The sequence below is a fragment of the Sphingomonas flavalba genome (assembly GCF_047553045.1).
Taxonomy (GTDB): Bacteria; Pseudomonadota; Alphaproteobacteria; order Sphingomonadales; family Sphingomonadaceae; genus Sphingomonas_L; species Sphingomonas_L flavalba_A.
The window spans coordinates 2844326-2869202 of sequence record NZ_CP180208.1; the positions used below are offsets into that span (position 1 = coordinate 2844326).

General features: G+C 67.8%; 18 protein-coding genes. 2 read left to right on the top strand and 16 right to left on the bottom strand.

Features of this window, described 5'->3' with window-relative positions; all coding sequences use genetic code 11:
* The first annotated feature begins 10 nt into the window (after nucleotides 1–10).
* Nucleotides 11–541, top strand: a complete 531-nt coding sequence (pal, locus tag ACMT1E_RS13640; protein ID WP_414900915.1) for a peptidoglycan-associated lipoprotein Pal — start codon at nucleotides 11–13, stop codon at nucleotides 539–541.
* A 61-nt stretch (nucleotides 542–602) separates the two neighbouring features.
* Here pal and ACMT1E_RS13645 read toward each other — a convergent pair whose 3' ends face one another.
* The 16 genes from ACMT1E_RS13645 to ACMT1E_RS13720 all read right to left on the bottom strand — a co-directional run bounded on the left by ACMT1E_RS13645 (nucleotide 603) and on the right by ACMT1E_RS13720 (nucleotide 24369).
* Nucleotides 603–2114: a CpaF family protein gene (locus ACMT1E_RS13645; protein ID WP_414900916.1), complete on the bottom strand. Its 1512-nt coding sequence runs from the start codon at nucleotides 2112–2114 to the stop codon at nucleotides 603–605.
* Between the two features lie 116 nt (nucleotides 2115–2230).
* Nucleotides 2231–3616, bottom strand: a complete 1386-nt coding sequence (locus ACMT1E_RS13650) for a short-chain fatty acyl-CoA regulator family protein (RefSeq protein WP_414900918.1) — start codon at nucleotides 3614–3616, stop codon at nucleotides 2231–2233.
* A 148-nt stretch (nucleotides 3617–3764) separates the two neighbouring features.
* Nucleotides 3765–4679: a methylisocitrate lyase gene (gene prpB / locus ACMT1E_RS13655; RefSeq protein WP_414900920.1), complete on the bottom strand. Its 915-nt coding sequence runs from the start codon at nucleotides 4677–4679 to the stop codon at nucleotides 3765–3767.
* A 9-nt stretch (nucleotides 4680–4688) separates the two neighbouring features.
* Nucleotides 4689–5849, bottom strand: coding sequence for a 2-methylcitrate synthase (prpC, locus tag ACMT1E_RS13660; protein WP_414900922.1), 1161 nt, complete (start codon nucleotides 5847–5849; stop codon nucleotides 4689–4691).
* A gap of 14 nt (nucleotides 5850–5863) precedes the next feature.
* Entirely contained in the window at nucleotides 5864–7378 is a 1515-nt protein-coding gene (locus ACMT1E_RS13665) for an MmgE/PrpD family protein (protein ID WP_414900923.1), read from the bottom strand.
* Nucleotides 7375–7638: a hypothetical protein gene (locus ACMT1E_RS13670; RefSeq protein WP_414900925.1), complete on the bottom strand. Its 264-nt coding sequence runs from the start codon at nucleotides 7636–7638 to the stop codon at nucleotides 7375–7377. The genes ACMT1E_RS13665 and ACMT1E_RS13670 overlap by 4 nt, the downstream gene beginning before the upstream one ends.
* A gap of 151 nt (nucleotides 7639–7789) precedes the next feature.
* Nucleotides 7790–9451, bottom strand: coding sequence for a carboxylesterase/lipase family protein (locus ACMT1E_RS13675; protein WP_414900927.1), 1662 nt, complete (start codon nucleotides 9449–9451; stop codon nucleotides 7790–7792).
* A gap of 29 nt (nucleotides 9452–9480) precedes the next feature.
* Nucleotides 9481–10374 carry an SDR family NAD(P)-dependent oxidoreductase gene (locus ACMT1E_RS13680; protein WP_414900928.1) on the bottom strand — a complete coding sequence of 298 codons (894 nt, stop codon included), beginning with the start codon at nucleotides 10372–10374 and terminating at the stop codon, nucleotides 9481–9483.
* 86 nt (nucleotides 10375–10460) lie between these two features.
* On the bottom strand, nucleotides 10461–11216 hold the full coding sequence (locus tag ACMT1E_RS13685) for a TetR/AcrR family transcriptional regulator (protein ID WP_414900930.1): 756 nt from the start codon (nucleotides 11214–11216) through the stop codon (nucleotides 10461–10463).
* A 103-nt stretch (nucleotides 11217–11319) separates the two neighbouring features.
* Nucleotides 11320–12957 (bottom strand): carboxylesterase/lipase family protein, encoded by a 1638-nt coding sequence (locus tag ACMT1E_RS13690; RefSeq protein WP_414900931.1) that lies wholly within the window; start codon nucleotides 12955–12957, stop codon nucleotides 11320–11322.
* 139 nt (nucleotides 12958–13096) lie between these two features.
* On the bottom strand, nucleotides 13097–14665 hold the full coding sequence (locus ACMT1E_RS13695; protein ID WP_414900933.1) for a hypothetical protein: 1569 nt from the start codon (nucleotides 14663–14665) through the stop codon (nucleotides 13097–13099).
* A complete protein-coding gene (locus ACMT1E_RS13700; RefSeq protein WP_414900934.1) occupies nucleotides 14662–16005 on the bottom strand; it encodes an MFS transporter in 1344 nt (447 codons plus the stop codon). Before ACMT1E_RS13700 ends, ACMT1E_RS13695 begins: the two co-directional genes overlap by 4 nt.
* Before the next feature lie 59 nt (nucleotides 16006–16064).
* Nucleotides 16065–17636, bottom strand: coding sequence for an AMP-binding protein (locus ACMT1E_RS13705; protein ID WP_414900936.1), 1572 nt, complete (start codon nucleotides 17634–17636; stop codon nucleotides 16065–16067).
* 72 nt (nucleotides 17637–17708) lie between these two features.
* Entirely contained in the window at nucleotides 17709–18941 is a 1233-nt protein-coding gene (locus ACMT1E_RS13710) for a DUF3089 domain-containing protein (RefSeq protein ID WP_414900938.1), read from the bottom strand.
* A gap of 61 nt (nucleotides 18942–19002) precedes the next feature.
* The gene (locus tag ACMT1E_RS13715) at nucleotides 19003–22095 is read right to left on the bottom strand and encodes a TonB-dependent receptor domain-containing protein (protein WP_414900939.1); all 3093 of its coding nucleotides are present in this window, start codon (nucleotides 22093–22095) and stop codon (nucleotides 19003–19005) included.
* A 225-nt stretch (nucleotides 22096–22320) separates the two neighbouring features.
* Nucleotides 22321–24369, bottom strand: a complete 2049-nt coding sequence (locus ACMT1E_RS13720; RefSeq protein ID WP_414900941.1) for a TonB-dependent receptor domain-containing protein — start codon at nucleotides 24367–24369, stop codon at nucleotides 22321–22323.
* Nucleotides 24370–24570: 201 nt separating this feature from the next.
* Between ACMT1E_RS13720 and ACMT1E_RS13725 the strand changes: the two genes are divergently transcribed.
* A complete protein-coding gene (locus tag ACMT1E_RS13725) occupies nucleotides 24571–24855 on the top strand; it encodes a MerC domain-containing protein (RefSeq protein WP_414900943.1) in 285 nt (94 codons plus the stop codon).
* Nucleotides 24856–24877 lie beyond the last annotated feature (22 nt).

Here is a 24877-nt window from a genome sequence, read left to right on the forward strand (position 1 = left end):
GAGACGGACCATGCTCAAAACCACCACCAAACTCATCATGGCGGCATCGCTGATCGCGATCGCGGGCTGCGCCAAGAAAGCGCCGGAACAGCTGCCGCCGCCGCCGCCGACCAACACCGCGCCGCCGCAGGCGACGCCGGCGCCGGTCGACACCGGCAATGTCGGCAACACCATCGTTCCCGGCTCGCGCGAGGATTTCCTGCAGAGGGTTCAGTCTGACCGCGTCCACTTCGCGCTCGACAGTTCCGATCTCGACGGCGAATCGCGCGCGATCCTCGACAGCCAGGCGCAGTGGCTGAACCAGTACGGCAACGTCCGTATCACCATCGAGGGGCATTGCGACGAGCGCGGCACCCGCGAATACAACCTCGCGCTGGGCGAACGCCGGGCCAACGCGGCCAAGAACTATCTGGCCGCCGCCGGCATCTCCGCTTCGCGGATCAACGTCATCAGCTACGGCAAGGAACGGCCGGAAGCGACCGGGTCGGACGAAGGGTCCTGGGCGCAGAACCGCCGCGCCGTGACGGTCATTATCGGCTGATTGCGACCACTCCGCCGCAGCCGGTATCAGCCGGCCGCGGCGGGGTGATTACCGGCAAGGTTTACAGGCATGCCTCAAGGAACGCCTGGTCGAACCCATATTGTTTCGCTTTTTCAAGGGTATAGGGGCGCAGGCCCATCGGCCGGTATTCGCCGATGATTTTCCCGTCGGCGGTCTCGTCCAGATATTCGAACTTGAACAGTTCCTGGGTGACGATCACCGGACCTTCCATGCCGATCACCTCGGTGATGTTGGTCGTCCGGCGCGAACCGTCGCGCAACCGCTTGACCTGAACGATCAGGTCGACGGAATCGGCGATCTGGCGGCTGATCGCCTCCTTCGGCACCTTGATGTCCGACATCATCACCATGTTTTCCATACGCGCCAGGCATTCGCGCGGGCTGTTGGAGTGGAGCGTCGCCATCGAGCCATCGTGGCCGGTGTTCATCGCCGCAAGCAGGTCGAAACATTCCGACCCGCGAATTTCGCCGAGGATGATCCGGTCCGGCCGCATACGCAGGGCGTTGATGACCAGATCGCGAATGGTGATCGCGCCCTGTCCCTCCAGGTTGGCGGGGCGGGTTTCAAGCGGCAGCCAGTGCGGCTGCTGAAGCCGCAGTTCGGCCGCGTCCTCGATGGTCAGCACGCGTTCGCCGGGATCGATCATCTTCGACAGGGCGTTCAGCATCGTCGTCTTGCCCGAACCGGTACCGCCGGAAATGACGATGTTGAAGCGGCAGGCGCCGGCGATCTTCAGCGCCGTCGCCATCTTGTCGCTCATCGACCCGCCCTTCGCCATCATGTCGAGGGTGATCGGCTTGGCCGAGAATTTACGGATCGAGATGGCGGTGCCGCGCAGCGACAGCGGCGGGATGATGACGTTGACGCGGCTGCCGTCCTTCAGGCGGGCGTCGGCCAGCGGGCTGGTCTGGTCGACGCGGCGGCCGACCTGATTGACGATCCGCTGGGCGATCTGCAGCAAATGGTCCTCGTCGCGGAACTGGATGTTGGCCAGTTCCAGCTTGCCCTTGCGTTCGATGTAGGTCTGGGTCGGGCCGTTGACCATGATATCACTGATCGCCGGGTCGGACAGCAGCTCTTCAAGCGGCCCAAGGCCGAGCAGTTCGTCGACCAGCACCTTTTCCAGCGCGAACTGTTCGCGCCGGTTGAGGGTCAGTTTCAGTTCGGCGAGCACCTCGCCGATGATCGGGTGGAATTCCTCCGCCAGTTCTTCCTTGCTGAGCGACGCCGCCGCTTCCGGGTCGACCCGTTCGAGCAGGCGGGGCAGCACCTGTTCCTTGATCCGGTGGACCGACGCCTCGAATCCCTCGACCTTGGACTGCGCCGCTTCGCCGGACGCATCCTGCCGGCTGGCGAGGCGCGCCATCGCGTCCATCGTCGCGGGGGCCGGAGCCTCGGCGACGTCGAGCGCCTCGATCGGCGGAAACTGGTCGCCACCCTGGGGTTCCGGCGCCCGCTGGGGCGCGCCGCCCTGCATCGGCCGCGCAACACCGAAGGACGGACGAGAACCGGCTGTCTTGCCGATTCCGCCCCGCTTACCGAACGCGCTCATCCCGATTGCCACTCCGCCGCTTGTTTGACGAACCAGGGTGAATAGGATGGAAACTTTGAGATTTGGCTAACCGCCGCCCGCGTGGGCCGGCGCCGTGCCCAACTGGCCCGGAAAACCTAGTCGACCGGATAGGGGATAAGGGTGCTGCGGTTTTCATCCACCGCCACCGGGCGGCCGATCGGCGGAAATGCGCGCTGCGGGCAGGCGGGGCGCTCGCACACCTTGCAGCCGACGCCGATCGGCGTCGCCGCCGCCGGATCGGTCAGGTCCAGCCCGCGCGCGTAGACCAGTCGCCCGGCGTGGCGGATGTCGCACCCCAGGCCGACCGCAAAGGTCTTGTGCGGCACGCCATAGCCCGCCTGCCCCCGCCCGACGGTGCGCGCGACCCACAGATAGGTCCGGCCGTCCGGCATTTCCGCGATCTGGGTCAGCACCCGCCCCGGCTGAGCGAAGGCTTCGTAGACATTCCACAGCGGGCAACTGCCGCCTACCCGCGAGAAGTGGAAATCGGTCGCCGACTGGCGTTTCGAGATGTTGCCGGCGCGGTCGACCCGAACGAAGAAGAACGGCACCCCGCGCGCCTCCGACCGTTGCAGCGTCGACAGGCGATGACAGACGGTTTCGAAACCGACACCGAAGCGGCGGCCGAGCTTTTCGATGTCATAGCCTTCCGCTTCCGCCGCCGCGCGGAACGGGCCGTAGGGCAGGATCAGCGCCCCGGCGAAATAGTTGGCCAGCCCGATGCGGGCGAGGCGCCGTGCCTCGTCGCCGACCAGCACCGGATCGTCGGCCAGCGCGTCGATCGTCTCGCCCAGTTCCAGAAAGGCGAGTTGCGTCGCCATCTGGAACGCCTGCTGCCCCTGACGCAGATCGGCGGAGATCGCGAGCAGCCGCCGCGCCGGATCGTAGCGGCGCTGGGCACCGCCGCCGTCGTCCCACCGCACCTCGACAGCGTGGCGCGTCCGCAGCCAGGCGAGCAGCCCGGCATGGACCGAATGCGGGGCAAGGCCTGCCTCTCGATACAGCCGCTCCGCCGCCGCATCGAGCGGCTCGATGTGATTGTGCCGCGTATAGAAGAAATCGCGGACCTGTTCGAACGGCATCCGCGCCGGACCACCGGCGATCCAGTCGTCGCCCAGTTGCGCCGCCATCGCCTCGCTGCGCTCCACCGCCTCGCGATAGCGCCGGTGCAGCGCGATCAGCGTCCGCCCGACCGCAGGCATGTTCATCGCCAGTTCGCGCATCTCGGCCAGCGACACGGTTTCGGTCCCGTCCGCCAGCACATCACGCAGGTCCGTAATCAGCCGGGCCTCGTCATCCTCCGAGAACAACTGGACGTCGATGCCGAAGGCGGCGTTCAGCCGCAGCAGCACCGGCACGGTCAACGGCCGCTGATTGCGTTCAAGCTGGTTCAGGTAGCTGGGCGAGATGCCGAGCGCATCGGCAAGCTCGACCTGCTTCAACCCCCGTTCCTCGCGCAACCGGCGGAGCCGGACCCCCATAAAGGCTTTTCGCATCGCCCGCCCAACATTTGTAAAATTCGCAAAACTTAGCGCAAAAACGCGAAATTATTCGCCAATGCGCCGATAACATCGTATCCGTATAGTGCGTATATTGCAAATTTCTTGATCGGAACTCGCCGCCTCCCCGTCAAGAGAGGGGCGGCGGAACAATCGTGCGGACGATCGACGCGTCGAGCGCCTCGTAGTCGGCAAGCCCGATCGTCTCATAGAGTTCGGCGCGGGTCTGCATGCGGTCGACCATCGCGTGGGCGCCGCCGTCGCGCCGGATCACGGCATAAAGTTCGGCCTGCGCCTTGTTGGCAATGCGCAGCGAGGAGACCGGCCAGATCACCATCTTGTAACCCATCGCCGCGAATTCGGCGGCGGTGAAGAACGGCGTCTTGCCGAATTCGGTCATGTTGGCGAGCAGGGGAACGCCCGGCATCGCCCTGGCGAACGCCTCGAACATGTCCCGCGTATTCAGTGCTTCCGGGAAGATCGCGGCGGCGCCCGCCTCGACATAGAGTTTTGCGCGGGCAACGGCAGCCTCAAAACCCTCGACCCCGGCGGCGTCGGTGCGCGCGACAATGACCAGATCACGCGCGGCCCGGCGCGCGGCGGCGACCTTTGCCGCCATGTCCTGCGCATCGGCGAGCTTCTTGCCGTTCAGGTGCCCGCATTTCTTGGGCAGAATCTGGTCCTCCAGATGGACGGCGCCGGCGCCGGCCTCTTCGAAGCTGCGGACCATGTGCATGACGTTCAGCGCCTCGCCATAGCCGGTGTCGCCGTCGACGAGCAGCGGCAGTCCGGCCGCGCGGGCGATCTGGCGAATGAAGAAGACGACTTCGTCGACGGTGATGATGCCCAGATCCGGCAGCCCCATCGACGCGGTCATCGCCGCGCCGGACAGATAAAGCCCGTCGAAGCCGGCTGCCTTCGCCTGCAGCGCGGCCTGCCCGTTATGCGCGCCGGGCAACTGATAGATGCCGGGCCGCGCCAGCGCCGCGCGGAACCGTTTGCCGGCGCTTTCCCCCGGCAGTTCGTCTGCAACCAGATAGGGCATGATACCTCCTTATGCCGCCGCCGATTCGCGCCGATCGGCCAGCGGAACGAAGGCCAGATTCTCCGGCCCGGTGTAATGGGCCGACGGGCGGATGATCTTGTTGTCCTGCCGCTGTTCGACGACATGCGCCGCCCAGCCGGAGGTGCGGGCGATGACGAACAGCGGCGTGAACATCGCCGTCGGCACGCCCATCAGGTGATAGGAAACCGCCGAGAACCAGTCGAGGTTCGGGAACATCGCCTTCGTTTCCATCATCACCGCTTCGATGCGTTCGGCGACGGCATATTGCTTCAGCGCGCCGGCATCGTCCGCCAGCGCCTTCGCCACCCGCTTGATGACGACGTTGCGCGGGTCCGACACGGTATAGACCGGGTGGCCGAAGCCGATGATCACCTCCTTCGCCGCAACCCGACGACGGATGTCGGCTTCCGCCTCGTCCGGCGTCGCGTAACGCTTCTGGATTTCGAACGCGACTTCGTTGGCGCCGCCGTGTTTCGGCCCGCGCAGCGCGCCGATCGCCCCGGCAATGCACGAATAGACGTCGGACCCGGTGCCGGCGATCACCCGCGCGGTGAAGGTGGAGGCGTTGAATTCATGTTCCGCGTAGAGGATCAGCGAGACGTGCATCGCCCGCACCCAGCTTTCGGGCGGCGGCTTGCCGTGAAGCAGGTGAAGGAAATGGCCGCCGATGCTGTCGTCGTCCGTCTCCACCTCTATCCGCCGGCCGTGATGGGCGAAATGATACCAGTAGAGCAGGATCGAGCCGAGCGACGCCAGCAGCCGATCGGCAATGTCGCGCGCGGCCGGCAGGTTATGGTCCGGCGCCTCCGGCAGCACGCAGCCAAGCGCCGATACGCCGGAGCGCATGACATCCATCGGGTGGGCGGCGGCGGGCAGCGCCTCCAGCGCGTCCTTCACCGATTGCGGCAGACCGCGCAGGCCCTTCAGCTTAGCGGTGTAGGCGGCAAGCTGCGCCGCCGTTGGCAACGCGCCGTGAACGAGCAGGTGCGCGATCTCCTCGAAGCTGCTGGTTTCCGCGAAATCGAGGATGTCATAGCCGCGATAATGCAGGTCGTTGCCGCTGCGCCCGACGGTGCAGAGCGCGGTGTTGCCGGCGGTGACGCCGGATAGCGCCACCGATTTCTTGGGCCTGAAGCCGCTGTCGGCCATGATTCCCTCCCTGCTCAGAAAATGCCGGCCGGCGCCGCCGGGCCAAGCCGGTCAGCGGGGGCGACGACGTTCAGTTGAGCCACTTCCCCGGCGCTCAGCACCGGCAAGCGATCGACCAGCGCGAGAAAGCGCTCCTGCTCCGCCGGGGCGACGATGCCGTCGGCCAGGGTGCGGAACTTGCCGACATAATCGGGCCGGCCGAACGGGCGGGCGCCGGCGGGATGCGCGTCCGCCACACCCAGTTCATCGACGATCGAGCGGCCGTCCTTCATCGTGACGACGACCTTGCCGCCGAACGCCTTGTCCGCGCCTTTCGCGTGGTAGCGCGCGGTCCAGGCCGGGTCTTCCTCGGTCGTGATCTTGTGCCACAGCGCGACCGTGTCCGGCCGACGCGCCCGTTCCGGCGCGTAGCTGTCGACATGGTGCCAGCCACCGTCCTGCAGCGCGACCGCGAAGATATACATGATCGAGTGATCAAGTGTTTCGCGGCTGGCGTTCGGGTCCATCTTCTGCGGATCGCCGGCGCCGGTGCCGATGACGTAATGGGTGTGGTGGCTGGTCTTGATCAGGATGCTTTCGACCTGCTCGAAATCGCCGATCTTCGGCCCCATTCGCCGGGCGAGGTCGATCAGCGCCTGGCTTTGATACTCCGCGGAATATTCCTTTGTGTAGGTGTCGAGGATCGCGCGCTTCGCCTCGCCCGGTCCCGGCAGCGGCAGCTGGTAGACATGGCCGGGGCCGGACAGCAGCCAGGCGATGAAGCCGTCTTCGCCCTCATAGGCGGGGGACGGCGCGCCTTCGCCGCGCATCGCCCGGTCGACCGCCTCGACCGCCATCTTGCCGGCGAAGGCGGGGGCATAGGCCTTCCACGTCGAAATCTCGCCCTTGCGGGACTGGCGGGTGGTGGTGGTCGTGTGCAGCGCCTGCTGGATCGCCTGACAGGTGATCTCAGTCGACAGGCCGAGCAGCGTGCCGATACCCCCCGCCGCGCTCGGCCCGAGATGGGCGATATGGTCGATCTTGTGTTCGTGCAGGCAGATGCCCTTCACCAGATCGACCTGAATCTCGTAGCCGGTGGCGATGCCGCGAACCAGCGCCGCGCCGTCGCGCCCCATCGCCTGCGCGACCGCGAGGATCGGCGGGATATTGTCGCCGGGGTGGCTGTATTCGGCCGCCAGGAACGTGTCGTGATAGTCGAGTTCGCGCACCGCGACACCATTGGCCCAGGCCGCCCATTCCGGGCTGACCCGGCGGCCCGCGTCCAGGCCGAACAGCGACGCGCCACGATTGTTTCCGCCGGCCGCGACCGGGTGACCGAGCGCCTGCGCCCGGGCCGAGCGGATCGGCCCGCGCGCCAGCGACGCCACCGCCACCGCCGCATTGTCGATGATCCGGTTGCCGATCATTTCAACCACGTCGGCATCGACCGCGACCGGGTCGGTGGCGACGGCCGCCAGCTTCCATGCCAACTGGTCCTCGCGGGCCAGCGGCTCCGCCGACTTGTAGGTGCGAACATCGTGAAGTTTCATGCGGGCTGCTCTTTCGTTTCAGCGGTGTATCGGGTGAAGGTGAACCGGCCGGAGCCGGCGATGCGGGCGCCGCCGCCGGGCTGCGCCGCGGTAGCGAGCACGGCCATGGTCACCGTCGCGCCGGTGCGGCGGACGACCCAGCTTTCAACCGTGACGGCGCCGGGTGCGGAAGCGCCGCGCAATTCGACCGCTTCGCAGCGCAGAAGGTGGACCGGACGGCGCGGATGCGCGCCGGCATCGGCCGCCGCGGCGGCGGCCATCCGCGTCATCAGCGCGGTTCCGGGATCGGGTTCTGGCCTGCCCATGGCCGGCACTATCGGCGCCGGCGCACCGGGCGAACATGGCTGAAACAGCGAAGATCGGCGTAGCGAACCCTGCGAAGGCGCGAAGATTGCGAAGCCGCGCCGGCGGCTAGGGGGTCGCGCCCGGCAACGGGGCGGCGACACCGACATTGGTGAACCACTGCTGCCCGGCGGCGCGGCGGCGGCGGACCAGTTCCTCATGCACCTCGAACATGCCGGGCTGCGGGTCGTAGCCCGGCACCGCGCGGTCGGCGAAGCGCATATACCCCTGATCGGCGGCATAGGCCGGCCAGACCGGAAGGCCGGACGCAGCGGGCACCCCGGTGCGGGCGAAGGCGGCCCAGTAGCCGATCATCGCGTCCGACAGCGCCCGGTCGACGGCGCCGGCGGGACGGGGCCAGTTGGGCGGCATCGCCCCGCCGGGATCGATCTGACCGAACACGAACGGCAATTCGCTGGCATGAAAGCCACACAGGCCCCGCGCCGCCGCCGCCGGATAGCAATGATCGAATATGTAGAGATAGGCGGGTAGTCCGGCTGCCGCCTGGCCGCTGACCAGCCGTTCCGTCGCCCAACCGTAAACGGCATCGCGCACCGCCGCCAGCATGCTGCCGGCGATGTCCGACGCCGGGTAGAGACGCAGGAAGGCGGGGGCGAGGGCGCCATAGCGGCGTTCGATTTCACCGACATAGGTTGCCGCGTCCGCCGGGGCCGGCGGCAGCAACCCGCGCTGCGAACGGATTTCATTGCCATTGAACCCGGCGAGAATCGGCACCCGCGCCTGCCGTCCGGCATCGAACGCATCGACCACCTGTTCCGGCAGAACCCGGCCGTCGATCGTACCCTGCGCCACAAAGCGCGCCTTGGCGGCGGCGGCAACCAGCGCGGCCGCATCGAGCGCGCGCAATCCCGGTAGATCGGCGGCGCCCACCCCCGCCGCCAGTGCCGTTCCGGTCTGTTCCGCCGGGGTGAGACCATAGGCAGCGGTCGCGAGCGGCGGCACAGCGCGAATATTCGCGCTTTCGAGGATCGCCTTGTCGAACAGGCCGCGCGCCGCCGGGCTGACCAGCAGGTAGCTGACGCTGAGCGCGCCGGCCGATTCGCCCATGACCGTGACATTGTGCGCGTCGCCACCGAAAGCAGCGATGTTCCGCCGCACCCAGGCCAGCGCGGCAATCTGGTCGCGCAGGCCGTAATTGCCGGAGGTGCCGTCGGCCGCTTCGGCGCTGAGAGCGGGGTGGGCGAACCAGCCGAGCACGCCGAGCCGATAGTTGATCGACACGAAGACAATGCCGCGCCGCGCATAAGCGGCACCGTCGTAGAACGCATCGGCGCTGCTGCCGATACGCAGCGACCCGCCATGTATCCACAGGATGACCGGCGCGTCCTTCGCCCCGGCCGGCGCCCAGATGTTGAGGGTCAGGCAATCCTCGCTCATCCGCGCCGGATTGTCCGCATAGAGCGCGTCTGGCGGCAGGGGCGGCTGGACGCAGGCGGGGCCGAAGGCGGTTGCATCACGGACGCCGCGCCAGCGTGCCGGCGGCGCCGGTGGCCGCCAACGCCGTTCGCCGACCGGCGGCGCGGCGTAGGGGATGCCCCGGAACAGCGCAAAGCCGTCCCCGGCGACACCGCCAACCCGCCCGTCGGCGATGGCGACGACCGGCCGGTCCGGGGCGGACGGCGGAGCGGCCGCTGCCGGGGCCAGCAGCAGCGCCGGGGCGACCGCAGCCAGCCACCGTCCGAAGATACCGTGCCAGCGCCGTTTCGCCATCGCCCGCCCTCCGTCCTTTTCGGCCCCGTTCAGCGCGCCGCCGTCGCCGGAATGGCGACACCGGCGCCGGCCAGTTCGCGCTCCGCCTGGAAGAAACCGTAGGCGGGCACCACCTCCCCACTGCGATCGCTGATCGTATCCCACGCGGCCGCGACCCGGCGGGCGGCGTCCGGGCCGGTGCCGCCGATCTGCGCCCCTTCCGTAAGCGTGACGTTGGCGACGGCGAAATGGCCGGCCCCCGCGCACAGGATCGCCCGGCTCGGCGCATCCGCCCCGACCAGCGCCAGCAGGCCGGGGCTGACCAGATCGGGGGCGAGCCGGGCCAGTGCCTCGCCGGCCAATATGCCGCTGGTCATCTGGGTCGCGGCGGTCGGCGCGAGGCAGTTGACACGAATGCCGTAACGATCGCCCTCGATCGCCAGCGTCTGCATCAGGCCGACCAGCGCCAGCTTGGCCGCGCCATAATTCGCCTGCCCGAAATTGCCGTACAGGCCGGAGGACGACGTCGTCATCACGATGCGGCCATACCCTTGGGCGCGCATCGTATCCCACACCGCCTTGGTGCAGATCGCGGCGCCCATCAGGTGAACCTCGACGACCAGCCGGAAATCGGCAAGGTCCATCTTGGCAAAGGATTTGTCGCGCAAAATACCGGCATTGTTGACGAGGATGTCGATCCGCCCCCAGCGCGCCAGTGTGTCGGCGACCATCGCCGCGACGGCGGTTTCATCGGTAACCGACGCGGCAACGCCCACCGCTTCCCCACCGGCGGCAACGATCTCCGCCGCGACCCGGTCGGCGTTCTCGCCGTTCATGTCGTTGACGACAACCCGCGCGCCGAGTTGCGCGAGCAGCAGCGCATGGCAACGCCCCAACCCACCGCCGGCCCCGGTGACGATGGCGACCCGATTTTCCAGCTCCATGTCCGCACTCCCTTTCATTCGCTATCTTGTTAGTGAATATTTAGACGACCAGGCGCGATCGGCCGCTGCCTTCCTCCTGCTGATGCTCATTGTCCGCGCTCGGCCTTGCGCTGGGCGCACAGCGCGTGAAATCCGCCGGCCATGAAGCTGGCCATCCGCTGCTTCACCGCGCGGAAATCACCGGACTTGCACAGGCCGTGCGACAGCTTGTCGATGCGGCCGGTGCGGGCCAGAGTCAGCATCAGCGCGCCGGTGACGAAATGGTAGCCCCAGAACACGTCCTCCTCCTCGCAATCGGGCAAGGCCCGTTTCAGGAGGTCGATCAGCCGCAGCACGACCGGATCGAAATGCTGGTCCATCAGCTCCGCGCCCCATTCAGGCGTGTTGGCGACCTGCGCGCCGAGCGCGGCATAGTTCCGCCAGCCTTCGCCGCCCTCGATATACAGGTCGAGGTCGGTATCCAGAAAGGCGTGGAGCGCGCCTTCGACCGTCGGCTGGCCGTTGGTCGCCTTGTCGTAATCGTCGAGAACCTTCATCCGCCGTTCGCTGGTCACCGCCGCACGGCGGGCGAAAACCGCGTCGAAAAGCTTCTTCTTGTCCTCGAAATAATAGTTGAGCAGCGTGTGGTGGACGCCGACCTGCTTCGCCACGTCCTTCAGCGTGACGCCGTACAGGCCATGGCGCGAGAAAAGATATTCGGCCGTGTCGAGGATATGCTCGATCGTCTCGGCGCGCTGCTCGGCCTTGCTGGTCCGCTTGCGCCGGGGCGCCTTTTCGGTCGGGCTGCTGGATTTCGTCTGGGTCGTCTTGGGCGCTGCCGGTGGTGATTTTGCCTGAGTCATGCGATGCCAAATTCCAATCTCAGGCGCTTCTTGCCGATCCCGCCGGCCATGACCAGAGGGATGTCGGCCGCCAGACGGCGCGACGCGCGGGGCAGGGCACCCGTCATTCGCACCCCGCGGCGGCCGGCGGCAGCGGCGGCGCGACGATCCCGATATTCCAGTTCCACGCGATATCGGCGGCACGGCGGCGGCAGACCACCGCCTCGTGCAGCGCGAACATCCCCGACAACAGGCCGGTTTCAGCGCGCGGCACGTCGGCGAAATGCATGTAAGCACCGTCGCGCGCATAGGGTTGCCAGGCCGGCTGCCCCGTCGCCTGCGGCGCGCCCGTCCGCGCGAATGCGGCCCAGTAATCGGCCATCGCCGTCGACAATGCGCGCTCGCCGGCGCTGTCGGGTATCGGCGGCCAGTAGCGTGGGGTATCGGCGATGGTACCGAACACATAGGGCAGTTCACCGGCGTGGAAGCCGTGCAGCCCCGCCGCGTCCGCCGCCGGATAGCCATGGTCGAACAGATAGAGGAAAGACGGCAGGCCGCGCGCGCCCTGCGCCGCAACCAGCCGTTCCGCTGTCCAGCCGTACATCGCGTCCCGCACCGCCGCCAGCATGCTCTCATCGACCGCATCGGCCGGGTAACGGGCGAGAAAAGCCGGCGCCAGCGCGCCGTAACCGGCGCGGATCGCCGCCTCATAAGCCGCCGCGTCGGCCGGCGCTGGCGGCAGCAGGAAGCGCAGCGAACGGATTTCGCCGCTGTTGAACCCGGCGAGGATCGGCACCGGCGCCTGAGCGCCCTTATCGAACAGGGTGACAAGCTGATCGGGCAAAACCTGTCCGTCAACGGCGCCGAACGGGAAGAAGCCCGCCTTCTGCGCCGCCGCGGTCAGCGCCGCCCCATCCATCGCCCGGAGCGCCGCGATGTCGCCGGCACCAAGCGCCGTGCCCAGCCGGCTGCCCGCCGCCTCAGCCGGCTCGACGCCGAAGCGCCGCCGCTTCAGATCCGGCGTGGTGATCATATAGGCGCTCTGCGCGATCGCCTTCGCGAACAGGCCGCGCGCGCGCGGCGACGCCATCAGATACATGACACTGAGCGCACCGGCCGATTCCCCGGCGACGGTCACATTCGCCGGATCGCCCCCGAAGGCGGCGATGTTGTCCTTCACCCAGCGCAGCGCGGCGATCTGGTCGAGCAGGCCGTAATTACCGGAAACGGCGTCCGGCGATTCGGCGCTGAGCTCGGGATGGGCAAGCCAGCCGAGCACGCCCAGCCGGTAGTTCATCGTCACCACCACCAGCCCGCGCCGGGCGAGGGCGGCACCGTCATACATCGGCTCCGCGCCCGAACCCGTGGTCAGCGAACCGCCATGAATCCACACGAACACCGGCGCGCCGCCCGCGGCGGCGGGCGCCCAGACGTTCAGCGTCAAACAATCCTCGCTCAACGCCGCATGATCCGCCGCATAGATGCTGCCGGGCCGCGACGGCGGCTGGATGCAGGCGGCGCCGAAACGGGTCGCCGGACGAACCCCCGGCCAGGGCGGCATCGCCACCGGCGCCGTCCAGCGCGCCGGGCCGACCGGCGGCAGCGCATAGGGCAGCCCACGGAACACGTGCAGATCGCCGGTGGCGACGCCCCGGACGGCGCCGGCCGGAGCGTGGACGACGGGGCCGTCCGCCGCCAGCGCCGGAGTCACCGCGCCGAGCAGCATGGCGCCAAACGCCGCAAGTCGAGACAGGATCGTCATCAGCCGGACCTTCCCCGCATTCCCGCACCAGCCGCCACCGGAAACGGTGTGACCGACGCTGAAGCCCGAGTCAACATTCACTATCCGGCGGGTGAATACCGGAAGAGCGGCGGCGACAAGCCGGGCCCGCCGCGCCATTTTACCCCTGCCCCGGCGGCTTCGGTGGTGTCAGCGGCGCAAGATCGGCGGTCATCAGGAAACCGGTGAGCCGGCAGAACATCGCCACCTGACGGCGGAACGAACGGGCATCGAACCGATCGATCCGCGCCGAAAACGCCCAGTAGGCGCCGAGATCGCCCTGGATGCCGTAGGCGGGAATGCCCAGCGGCTGGGCGGCGCGGCCCATGCCGTACCACGGCCCCTGCGAACGGCCGTGGACGCCGGGGCGCCCCGGCGCACGGATCACCGCGGACCGCACCCCGCTGGCCTGTGCCGCGCGATAGGCCGCGTCGATCATCGGCTGGCTGGCGGTCGCATAGACCCAGGTCGGCAGCGAGCGGCCGCTCGGCCGGATCGCATCGCCATCGGCGACATATTCGATCTGGCCGAGATGCTCCATCGCCAGCAGCGCGACGATCGGGTCGCGCGCTCGCGGATTTTTGACGAAATAGTCCTGCGCCGCCCAGGCCTGTTCCATCCCCGGCATGAAATGGCGACAATCCATCTCGATCATCAGCGTGCGCGGGCGGGCGGCACGCGGAACCCGGTTCATATAGGCGACGACGCCAAGCAGACCGAGCGCGCCGTCGTCCTGGCTGATCGACGGCCCGTCCGTGTGGGTCCGCAACTGGATCTGCTCATCCCGGTCGGTGCCGTAATGGCGACCGGGCAGATAGGCGATCAACTGATAGGCCTCGCTGTCGACGCGCTCGCCTTCGACCCGGATCGTCGCCCCGGCGCCCTGCCGCGCATCGGCGATCAGCGCATCGCCGACCAGCCTGTCGACATACAGGGCCGGGAAACCGTAATCGGCGGGCACGCGGAAGGTATACAGCCCGTCCGTCGCCGCCCGGTTCAGGTTCATCGCAAACACGACGCCCGCCGGCCCGGCATCGCGCATCGCCTCGACGAACAGACCGGTGCTGGTCATGTCGTCCCAGACCGCGCTGGAGATCGAGCCGGTGCCGTCCTGCGCCTGCGGCACCGTGCCGCCTTCCGTCGGCCAACTGTCGAACGGCGTACTATATTCATAATCGCTGTCGCTGAACGCGGTGCGCACCTCCGGCCGGGGCACCGGGCGGAAGACGACGATCTTGCCGCGCACATCCTGCTCCATGTCAGGGTCCCACAGCAGCAGCGGCGCGGTTACCCCGTCCGGCCCGGTCGTTCCGCAATTGGCGCCGAAATTGGCGACGCGGACCGGCTGGCCGCCCACGACCAGCCCCCAGCGCGAATCGTCCGGCCACAGGCTGGTTTCCAACCGCTGAAAGCGCCAGGGCGCGCGGTGGACAGCGACGCAGCCGCTGGCGCGAAGCCGGGCCTCCAGAAACGCCATATAGGCCCGCCAGGCCGGGTTCCCAGCCAGCGCCGGGCCGTTCGCGTCCTTGATCCGGTGCCAGGCCAACGCCTCTTCTTCCGACACCAGCCAGCGCGGATCGGGCGTGGTCAGCGGCGACGTAACGGCGGCCCGCGCCGGCAGCCCGATGACGGTGGCGGCCGCGCCGGCACCCAGCCCGCGCAGCATCGCGCGTCGCGGCAGCGGCGTCACCGGCCTTCCCCCTGTGCGGCGCCGCCAATTCGGCCAAGCGGCTGGTCGCGCAGCAACGCGGTGCAGACGAACGAGACCGCGCAGGCGGCGAACATATAGCCGGCGATCGCCGTGCTCGCATGGAAATGGGCGTAGAGCGCGGTGGCGATGATCGGTGCAAAGCCGCCGCCGACGACCGAACCGAGCTGATAGCCGAGCGACGCCCCGGAATAGCGCAGCTCGACCGGAAAAAGTTCGGCGAACAGCGCCGCCTGCGGCCCGTACATCAGGCTGATGAACCCCAGCTCCACGGTGATCGCGAGCAGCACTGCCCATGGCGAGCCGGTCTCGATCAGCGGAAAGAAGGCGAAGGCCCAGACCCCGGTCAGCGCGGCGCCGAGCAGGAAGGGCGGCAACCGGCCCCAGCGATCCGAAATCCAGCCGCAGAAGATCAGGAACGGCGCCATGATGATGCTGGCCGCCATCACGCTACCCAGCATCAGGTTCTTGGACAGTCCCAGCGTCGTCGTGCCGTAGGCGATCGCGTAGGTGATGCAGACATAGAAGCAGATGTTGTTGGCGACGAACGCACCGCCGGCGAGCAGGATCTGGCGCGGGTGGCTGCGCAACACCTTGACGATCGGCGAACGCGGCTTGACCCCGGCCGTGGCCGTGCGCGCCTCGACCGCGCGAAACTCCTCCGAATCCTCCAATCGGAACTGGACGTAGAAGCCGATGCCGACCAGCGCGAGACTGAGCAGGAACGGGATGCGCCAGCCCCAGGCGGCGAAATCGGCCGCGCTCATCGTCACCCCCGCGACAAGGAACACGCCGTTGGCCAGCACCACCCCCAATGGCACGCCGATCTGGACGAAACTGCCGTACAGGCCCTGTCGGCCCGGCGGCGCGCTTTCGATGGCGAGCAACGCCGCCCCACCCCACTGGCCGCCGACCGCCAGCCCCTGAACGATACGGAGCAGCGCGAGCAACAGCGGCGCGGCAACGCCGATGCTGGCATAGGACGGCAGCAGCCCGATCGCCGCGGTCGACAGGCCCATCAGCACCAGCGCCGTCGCCAGCGCCTTCTTGCGGCCGAGCAGATCGCCGAAATGGCCGAACAGCACGCCGCCGACCGGCCGCGCGATGAAGCCGACGGCGAAGGTGCTGAACGCCGCGATCTGCGCCGCGAACAACGGCATGTCGGCGGGGAAGAACAGCTTCGGAAAAACCAGCGCGGCAGCGGTGCCGTAGATGAAGAAATCATACCATTCGATCGCGGCGCCCGCCGCCGCCGCCAACGCCGTTTTCGGCGATCCGCCGCCGGGCGGCGCGGCGGCCCGGCTCTGCTGTCGGTTCAGCACTGCTTCCCTCCCTCTCCGTTGCCGCTGCCCGGCACGTGCCGGAGAGCGGCGCAAACCGGTCACGCGCTGCTGCCGCCGCCGGCATGGTCGGCCCGCAGGCGGGCCTTGTCGATCTTTCCGGTCGCGGCGAGCGGCATCGCCGCTACCGCGACCACCGTGTCGGGCAGCCACCAGTCCGGCACCTTGCCGCGCAGGCCGGCGACCAGCGCGGCGGCATCAATACCATGCCCCGCCTGCGGCTCGACAATCAGCACCGGCCGTTCGCCCCATTTCGGATCGGGCCGGCCGACAACCGCGACCTGCGCCACCGCCGGGTCGCAACCGACAATCGCCTCGATCTCCGCCGGATTGATCCATTCGCCGCCCGACTTGATCAGGTCCTTGGCACGGCCGCAGATCGTCAGATTGCCGGCGGCGTCGATCGAGGCGAGGTCGCCGGTATCGAAATACCCTTCCGCGTCGAGCGCATGGGCCGGCGCGTTGTAATAGCGGTCGAGAACGCTCGCCCCCTTCACCTTCAGATGGCCGGTGCCGGCATGCTGGTCGGGGAGCGGCACGCCGTCGGCATCGGTCAGCTTCACATCAAGGCCTATGATCACCTGCCCAGCCGCCTTGCCCGCCGCGCCGCCGGGCGGCGCGGTGACGCCGAGCGGCGACAATTCCGTCATGCCCCAACTGGTCTGCACCCGCGCGCCCAGCCCCGCCTCCAGCCGCCGGACCTGCGCGGGCGGGCAGTCGGAGCCGCCGACGATCACCCGTTCCAGCGCCGGCAGCGTGCTGCCGGTCCGCTCAAGATGGTCGACAACCCCCAGCCAGACGGTCTGAACACCGACGGCGATGGTCACCGCTTCGTCCCGCATCAGCGCGGCGAGCCCGGCGCCGTCCGCCTCGCGCCCCGGCAGGACGATACGGGCGCCGACGGCGGGAACGGCGAAGGGCAGACCCCAGCCATTGGCGTGGAACATCGGCACCGCGACCAGCACCACATCGCGCCGGTTGATCGCGAACGCATCCGGCAGCAGCGAACGCAGCGTGTGCAGATAGTTTGACCGGTGGGTGTAGAGTACGCCCTTCGGGCTGCCGGTGGTGCCGGAGGTATAGCAGAGGCCGGCCGGCGTCTCTTCCGGGAAACGGCCCCAAGCGACCGCCGCGCCATGCGTCGCCAACAACGCTTCATAGTCCCAGTTTTCCGGCTCGTGCTGCACCGGGCCGTTGCCGTCCAGCCAGATCACATGGCGCAGTTTCGGGCAGAGTGGCGCCAGTTCCGCCAGCAGCGGCGCCAGATTGACCGCAACCGCCAGCACCCGGTCGTCCGCTTCGTTGATCATCATGCTCAGATGGTCGCGCGACAGCCGCGGGTTCAGCGTGTGGCAGATCAGCCCGGCCCCCATCGCCGCGTAATAGAGTTCCAGATGATGCTGGGTGTTCCAGGCAAGGGTGGCGATCCGGTCGCCGCCGCGCAGGCCCAACGCGGCAAGCGCGCCGGACATGCGGTTGGCCCGCGCGCGCAGGTCGGCATAGCCGATGCGCAGCGGCGGCTGCCCCGCGCGCGCGGTGACGACCTGCTGCTCGGCCGCCCATCTGGCGGCATGATCGATGAATTTGTCGACGGTCAGACTATAGGATTGCATGGCCACGCGCGGTTGGAGGAATCGGGGCGCCGCCGGCGGGATACAGGCAGGCGGCGCATGGGCGGTCCGGCATCACGGCGCGCGCGGCGCGGCCGCATGGGCCCGCGCCTGACTGGCGACGATGCGGATCAGGTCACCCATCGCATGATGGACGTCGAGAATATGCAGCCCCCACGACAGATCGACGCCGAATGGGCGGACGATTTCCCCCGACAGATGATCGGTGCGGCCGCCGCCGGGGTTGGGGTTCACATGCAGTTCGAGATAATCGAAGTCGCCGCGCGTCACGCATTGCAGCGATACCAGCCCCGGCGTCTTGACGAACGGCGTGGCGATCGCGCGCAGCGGGCGGGTCCACTCCGGCCGCGCGTCGCCACCGGCATCGTTCAGCGAACCGGAAGTGGCGAAATAGGAATCGGCAGTACCGCTGCCGCCGCCAAGGCTGGCCGGGTTGGTGCAGGCGACGCGCAATCCATCGCGCGCACGGCCGAACAGCGCGTTTTCCGGCGGCGGGAACCGGTCGCGATAGGTGGCGTAGCTGATCACACAGCCAACCTGGTCCTCCGCCTCGCACAGCGGGATCGCCTTGAAGCTGCCGCCAACCGCCTTGCCGGGCGGCACCAGCACCGGCGCGCCGATGACCAGCGCCGAAATCAGCCGCGCCTGTCCCGGCCGGCCGTCGATCTCTTCGGCGAGCAGCCGGGTGATCATCGCCCCGCCCTGGCTATGGCCGATCAGCACGACGCCGCGCCCGTTATTTGCGTGCGCCATGTACCAGTTCCACGCGGCGCGCACGTCACTATAGCCACCAAAGCCGGGCGGCGGCGGATCGCCGACCGGCTGCGGCCCGCCGGCATTCCGGCGCAGCGCGGTCAGCGTCGTCTGCCGATAAAGCGGCGCGAACTGGCGACAGACCTTGCCGAAGCGGGCGAATTGCTGCCTGATGTCGTCGAATTCCATCCGGTCGGGCACGAAATCCGATTGCCAGCCTGGGTCCTTCGACACCGTCGGATAAACGAAGAAGCAGTCGAAGCCGGGATCAGCGGCTGGACGATAATGCTCGATGCTGCTGCTGCCGTCCGCCGCGATCACCGTCGCGTCGATCCCGACCCGGCAGCGGTTGATCGTCAGATCCGGCCGGCATAGCCACAGCGCAGGATCGGCATAGTCGGCATTTGCAACGGTCGGGTCTGGTGCCGGCGGCGTGGCGGCCGGGGCGGACCCGGCAGCAAGGGCGACGGCAGCGACAAACACGGCGAGACGGCCGCCGGCCGCGCGGCGCGCTGAAGGAAGCTGTCTGTCCATCGGCCTGTCCGTTGCAAAAAGCGCGGGCGAGCGCCGGGGCGCCCGCCCGCTCAGGGAGGGTCTAGAAAGTCTTCTTGATGCCAATCTCGAAAGTACGGCCGAGCGGATTGGCCATCCACGGGTCATAGCCGAACTCTTCCTGCGCCGGCGGCGGGTCGCGGTCGAACAGATTGCCGACATTGGCGGTCAGGACGAAGCCGTCGGCGACTTCGAACCGATAGGTCAGATCGGCGGTGATCCACGCGCGCCCGTTCTCGCCATATTGGATGCCGGCCCGTTCATCCTTCACCGCCGACACATAGTTGGCGCCGACGCGGATGTTGTGGCGGGCAAGGTTGTAGTTGACGCTGAAATTGGCCCGCAGCTTCGGCGCCGCCTGCGCGAAGGTCGCGAAGTTGAGCGTCCCCAGCCGATCGTCGCCGGTGGAGATGACCACGCCGTCGAGCGATGTCGCGCCGGTCTTCAGCTTGGTGATCCGCGTCGCGGTCAGCTGGAGGCCCAACTCACCTTCGCCGACCGGCAGGGTGTAGTTCGCCTGCACGTCGAACCCGGTGGTTCGCTGGCCCGGGCCGTTGCCGACCAAAGTGGTGACCGACGAGAAGGCGCCGATCGCGCTCATCCCGACCGTGCAGCCGGCGTTGAAGGCGATGCGGCTGAGCAACGGCTGCGCCGACGGATCGCAGGTGGTCGTGGTTCCGCCCGGCCCGTTGAACACCAGATTGGCGATCTGGTTCGGGTCGGCGATCTGGCCGATCTCATCTTTGGTGCGGATGTCGAAATAATCGACCATCAGCCGGAACCGGTGGTCGCTGCCCAGCCCCCGGCTGTCCCAGATCATGCCGATGTTGGACGTCCGCGCGGTTTCCGGCTTCAGATTGGCGGCGGTGATGAACTGAGCCGCCAGCCAGTTGCTGCCGGCGACGGTGTAGTTGCGCGCCGCGACGGTAAGCGCGCCGGGCACCGTGCCCAGCGGCGGCGTCTGGTAGTTGGTGCCATAGGACCCGCGCAGCGACAGCGGCCCCCAGACATTCCACTTGCCGGCCACCTTGTAGACGGTGGCGGACAGGCCACCGGAGAAACGCTCGTGCCGCGCCGCCGCCTGCAGGTTGACGCCGTCGACCAGCGGGACGTCGATTTCGCCGAACACCGAATACTGGTTGCGCTCGGCGTCGACCGGAACAAGCGGCGCGAACAGCACGAACGGCCCCGGCGCATCCGGCGTACAACCACGGAAATTCGGGCTGGTCGTCGGCAGCGGATTCGCTTCCATCGGCAGCGAGCCAGGCCCGTTGGCGCTGGTCGTGCCGTGCGGCCATTCGCACTGGACCGTGCCGTTGTAGATCGGGTCGGGAATATTCTGGCGGCTGGAGAACCAGCGGGCCTGCCCGCCAAGCGCCCAGTTGACCTCGCCGCCCGGCAGCGTGATGCCGGTCTTGCCGTTCAGCACCAGATCGATGGTCAGCGCGCTGGTCGTCGTCTCGGTCGCACGGGGGTTGAACATCCAGCGGGTCAATTCTTCCGAATTCTCGCTGCCCGCGACATGGTTGGGGTTGTCGAGGCCACGCACCGGCTGGCCAGCAAACGCGCTGGAGAACGGGTTCCACCACAGGCAGCCATTCTGGCCGGCCGCCGCCGGGTTCTGGGTGCCGAACCGGTTGGGGTCGAGGTCGACCGCCTGACAGTTCGCGCCGCCGAAACCGTTCAGCGCCTGCTGCAGGCGATAGCCGATCGTATCCGGGTGGGTGTTGTAGGTCCGCGCCTGATTGTAGGTGACGGCGAAGTCGTAATTGACGTCGCGGGCAAAATCCGCCCAGTCGCCAAGCCGCCCCTTCACGCCACCCGACACACGCCAGACCTTGTTGTCGACCCGGTCGGGCACGCCATAACCATTGTCGCTGAGCGCGGTGTTACCGCCATGGCCGAGCAGCCGATAGGTTACCGGCGTGAAGCCCTGAGCGCCGGTAATGCCGTGATCGGCGGCAAAGGCGGCGGCATAGGGGTTGGTGATCGGCACGTAGAGCTGGTAGACTGCACCGGTCGCCAGCGCCGGGCCGCGCGCAACCGGCTGCGCCGGCGAACCGAAGATTTGCGGAACCGTCACCCGGCCGTAGGACGCCTCGACATGGACCTCCATGTCGTCGGTCACTTCCGCGTTCAACTGGGCATAGGCACGATAGGTGTTGGTCGGCGAAACCAGATCGTAATAGGGAATGTAGTTGTAGGCGCAGGTATAGGCGTTGTCGTAGCGCCCGCCGACCGCGGCGCAACTCGCCGGGGTGAAATCCGACACGATGCCGGCAACGGGCGCGCCGAATTCGCCGTCCGCCGTCACGCTGGGGATTGCCGGCAACGCGCCGCGCGGCAGCCAGCCGGCAAGGTTGGTCAGCGTCGACCACGGCGCCGGGTTGTAGTCCGGGTCAGTCGGATCGAAGGACTTGCGGACGAAATCGCGCTTGATCGCCTTCAGCCGCGAGCGCCGCTCATATTCGCCCGACACCATCAGGTTGACGCGACCGGAGCCGACACCGGCGAGGAAACCGGCGTAGTAATCGCCGTTCGACCCGTTGATATGCTTGTAACGCGCCGCCGCTTCGAAACCGACATAGCGTTCGCGGGTAATGAAGTTGACGACACCTCCGGTCGCGTCGGCACCATAGGTCACCGCCGCGCCGTCCTTCAGAATCTCGGTGCGCGCCAGGGCGATCGACGGGACATTGGCGGTGTTGACGTTCATCCGCCGGCCGTTGAGCAGGACCAGCGTCTTGTCCGCGCCGATGCCGCGCAGGTTGTACTGGACCGAACCGGTCAGCGCCGGGCCGCCGAAATAGTAGGACTCACCGGTGGTCGGGCCGGAAATCGTCAGCGTCTTGGCGAAGTCGAGGGCGGTCGGCGACCCGCGCCGTTCCAGTTCGACGTTGGAATAGACCTCTACCGGCAACGCCGCGTCAACGGCGGTGCCGCGGATCAGCGAGCCGGTGACCACGATTTCCTCGTCCGAGGCGGCGGGCCGCGCCTCCGCGCCCGGCGCGACGGCCTGCAACGCCGCCGCGGCCGCCACCGCATCGACCTGGGCGGCGGCGACGCCGGGCCAGGCAAAGCCGGCAAGGGAAATCGAAATGGCAGCACGGGACACGCCGCGAAATGCGGATTTCATAATCCTCCCCCCTCTTTTATTCACTCTCGTGAGAGGGAAAATTGCCTCGTTCGTTACGGCTTGTCAAGCAACGATGACGCGCTCCGTAACGATCGACCCGCCTGTCAATTTATCGTGGATATTCCAGTAGCTTGGTTTGCAGAACTCGCCTGGAATCAAGCGGCGGGTCGGGACGAAGCCCGACCCGCCGATCAGCGAAGCAGCAAAATGATGGGGCGACGGCGCTCAGAACCCGGCGCGCAACCCGAAGACGAAATTACGGCCGCGCAACGGAGCCGCCGCCGTGATGAACGACGCGTGGTTGAAGGCGAGGGCATTGGTCAGGTTTGTCGCGCGGACGAACAGTTCCGCGCTGGCTTTCGGCTCAAAATCAAGCCGATAGGCCGCCGTCGCATTCAGCATGTCGTAGCCGGCCGTCCACGTTTCGAAAGCCGCAATCCTGTCCTGTTCGAACACGCGGTAATATTCGAGGCCGGCGGACACCGGACCCCAGGCACCATCGGCGCGCCCGCCGAGCCGCCCGGCCGGTATGCGAGGCAGATTGCCCCGGCCGTGGGCCAGCCGGGCGCGAACATAGTCGCCGAACACCGCCACCGAGACGCCGGGCGTCAGTTGCTGGCGGATTTCGCCATCGATCCCGGCGAATGTCGCGTCGGCGGCGGTGTAGCGGATCAGACGGAAATCCTCGAAACGGTCGAGGGTGTCCGCATAGATGTAATTGTCGAAATCCTGATAATAGGCGCCAAGGGTCAGCGTCGTCGCGCCCGCTGTCTTGCGGAAGGTCAGATCGACCGCCTTGCTGGTTTCCTTGCCGAGCGTTGCCGTGCCCAGTTCATAGGTGTTGGTGGCAAGGTGAACGCCACGGGCATAAAGTTCCTGCGCATTCGGCGCGCGTTGCGACCGGGTCAGCGCCAGCGCCAGCGAATAGGCGCCGCCCATGTCCCAGACGGCCGCGCCGGAAAAGGAGAAGGGACGATGGCTGGCCCTGCGGCCGAGCGTCGTCTCGATCGTCTGCCATTCCTGCCGCGCGGCGATTTCGAAGCGCAGCGGGCCGGCGCGCAGCGCTTCCTTCAGGAACAGCGCGGTGTTGCGCGTCTCGCTTTCCGGCAGGAACGCCTCTTCCCCCAGCGCGCTGAACCGGCTTTCGGCGTGCTGGACACCGACGATGCCATGCAGCCCGCCAATCGGCCTGTGAGTCAGTTCGAACCGTATGTCGCGCGCCTTGTTCCTGAAGGTGGTGGCAATCTGATCTTCCTCGATCTCATCATGGGCGTAGTTGGTGAACGCCATGCGGAAGCGCAGCTTTTCCAGCCCCGGCAGCGGATCGCGATAGTCGCTGCGAATGTCGAAGCGCTCGCTCCGCAGTTTCACGAACGGCACTTCGTCATGATCGTGAGCATGATCGTGATCGTGATCGTCGTCATGGTCGTCGTCATGGCCGTGCCCGCCGCAATGCAGGCTGCTACCGTGCGGGTGGCAGGATTCATATTCGTGGGAATGGCCGGGCAGCCCGTATTCGCTGCGCTGGCGGGTATAGGCGACGCCCAGATAGCCGTCGGCGCCGATCCACGCACCGCCGAGAGTGACGGTCGAGGTGTCGTTGTACGAACCGTCGACATGGCGGTCGCCAAAGCGCGCCGGCACCCGATAGGCGTCCGAACGGCGGCGCACCCCTTCGACGCGAAAGGCGAAGGGGCCGGCGCCGACCGTCAGCCCGCCAACCAGAGAACGTTCATCGTCCGCGGTGCCCAGCCGGCCTTCTGCAACACCGGTAATGCCGTTTTCCGGCTGTTCCGTCGGCACCTTGTCGTCGAGCATGTTGATCGCGCCGCCGATCGCGCCGCCGCCATAGAGCAGGGTGGCCGGGCCGCGCAGCACTTCTATGCCGCGCAGCAGCAGCGGTTCGGTCGTCACCGCATGGTCGGGCGATACCGCCGACGCGTCGCGGATGCCGGCGCCGTCGGCCAGCGCTTCGATGCGCGGGGCGGTCTGGCCACGGATCACCGGGCGGCTCGCGCCACCGCCGAAATTGTCGAAATGAATGCCCGGTTGGCCGGCCAGCGTGTCACCCAGCGTCGCCTGTCGGCGGTGGACAAGCGCATCGCCAGTCAGCGTGACGACCGGCGTCGCGGTTTCGTCCGCCGTCTGCTCCAGCCCCATCGCGGTGACGACGATGTCGCCTCGCGCCACGCCATCGGCATCCTCGGCTGTCGCAAAGGCGGGACTGGTCGCCAGGAACGACGCGGCGGACAGAAGCAGGACGCGTATTTTCACCATAAACCCCTTTTGCTCTCGGAAGAGGATCGCTATTACGTGACGATATAACATATCGCAATAGGCAGTAACGAAAGCATGAGCATACGGGATTTACGGACGCGACGGACGGGTGATCGGCCAGCCAATGCCATAGAAGGGGTCGCCGTTTCGGCCTCACTCCTCTGCCTCGTCCATTGCCTGGCGCTACCGCTGCTGCTGATGCTGCTGCCCGGGGCGATCGGCCTGTTCGCGGCGTCGGCCGCCTTCCACTATGTCGCGCTGGCGCTGGTCGTGCCCGCCGCCCTCGCCGCTTTCTGGGTCGGCTATCTGCGCCACCGCGCGCTGCCGCCCGCCGTGCTCGGCTGCATCGGCGCCGGCTGCCTGGCCGCCGCCCTGCTGCCGGGCATGGCGGAAGGAGCGGAGACATGGGCGACCGTCACCGGCAGCCTGTTTCTGATTGCCGGACACCTGCTGAACTGGCGGCTGCGCCGCCATGCGGCCTGACAGCCCCACGCCCCTGTGCATC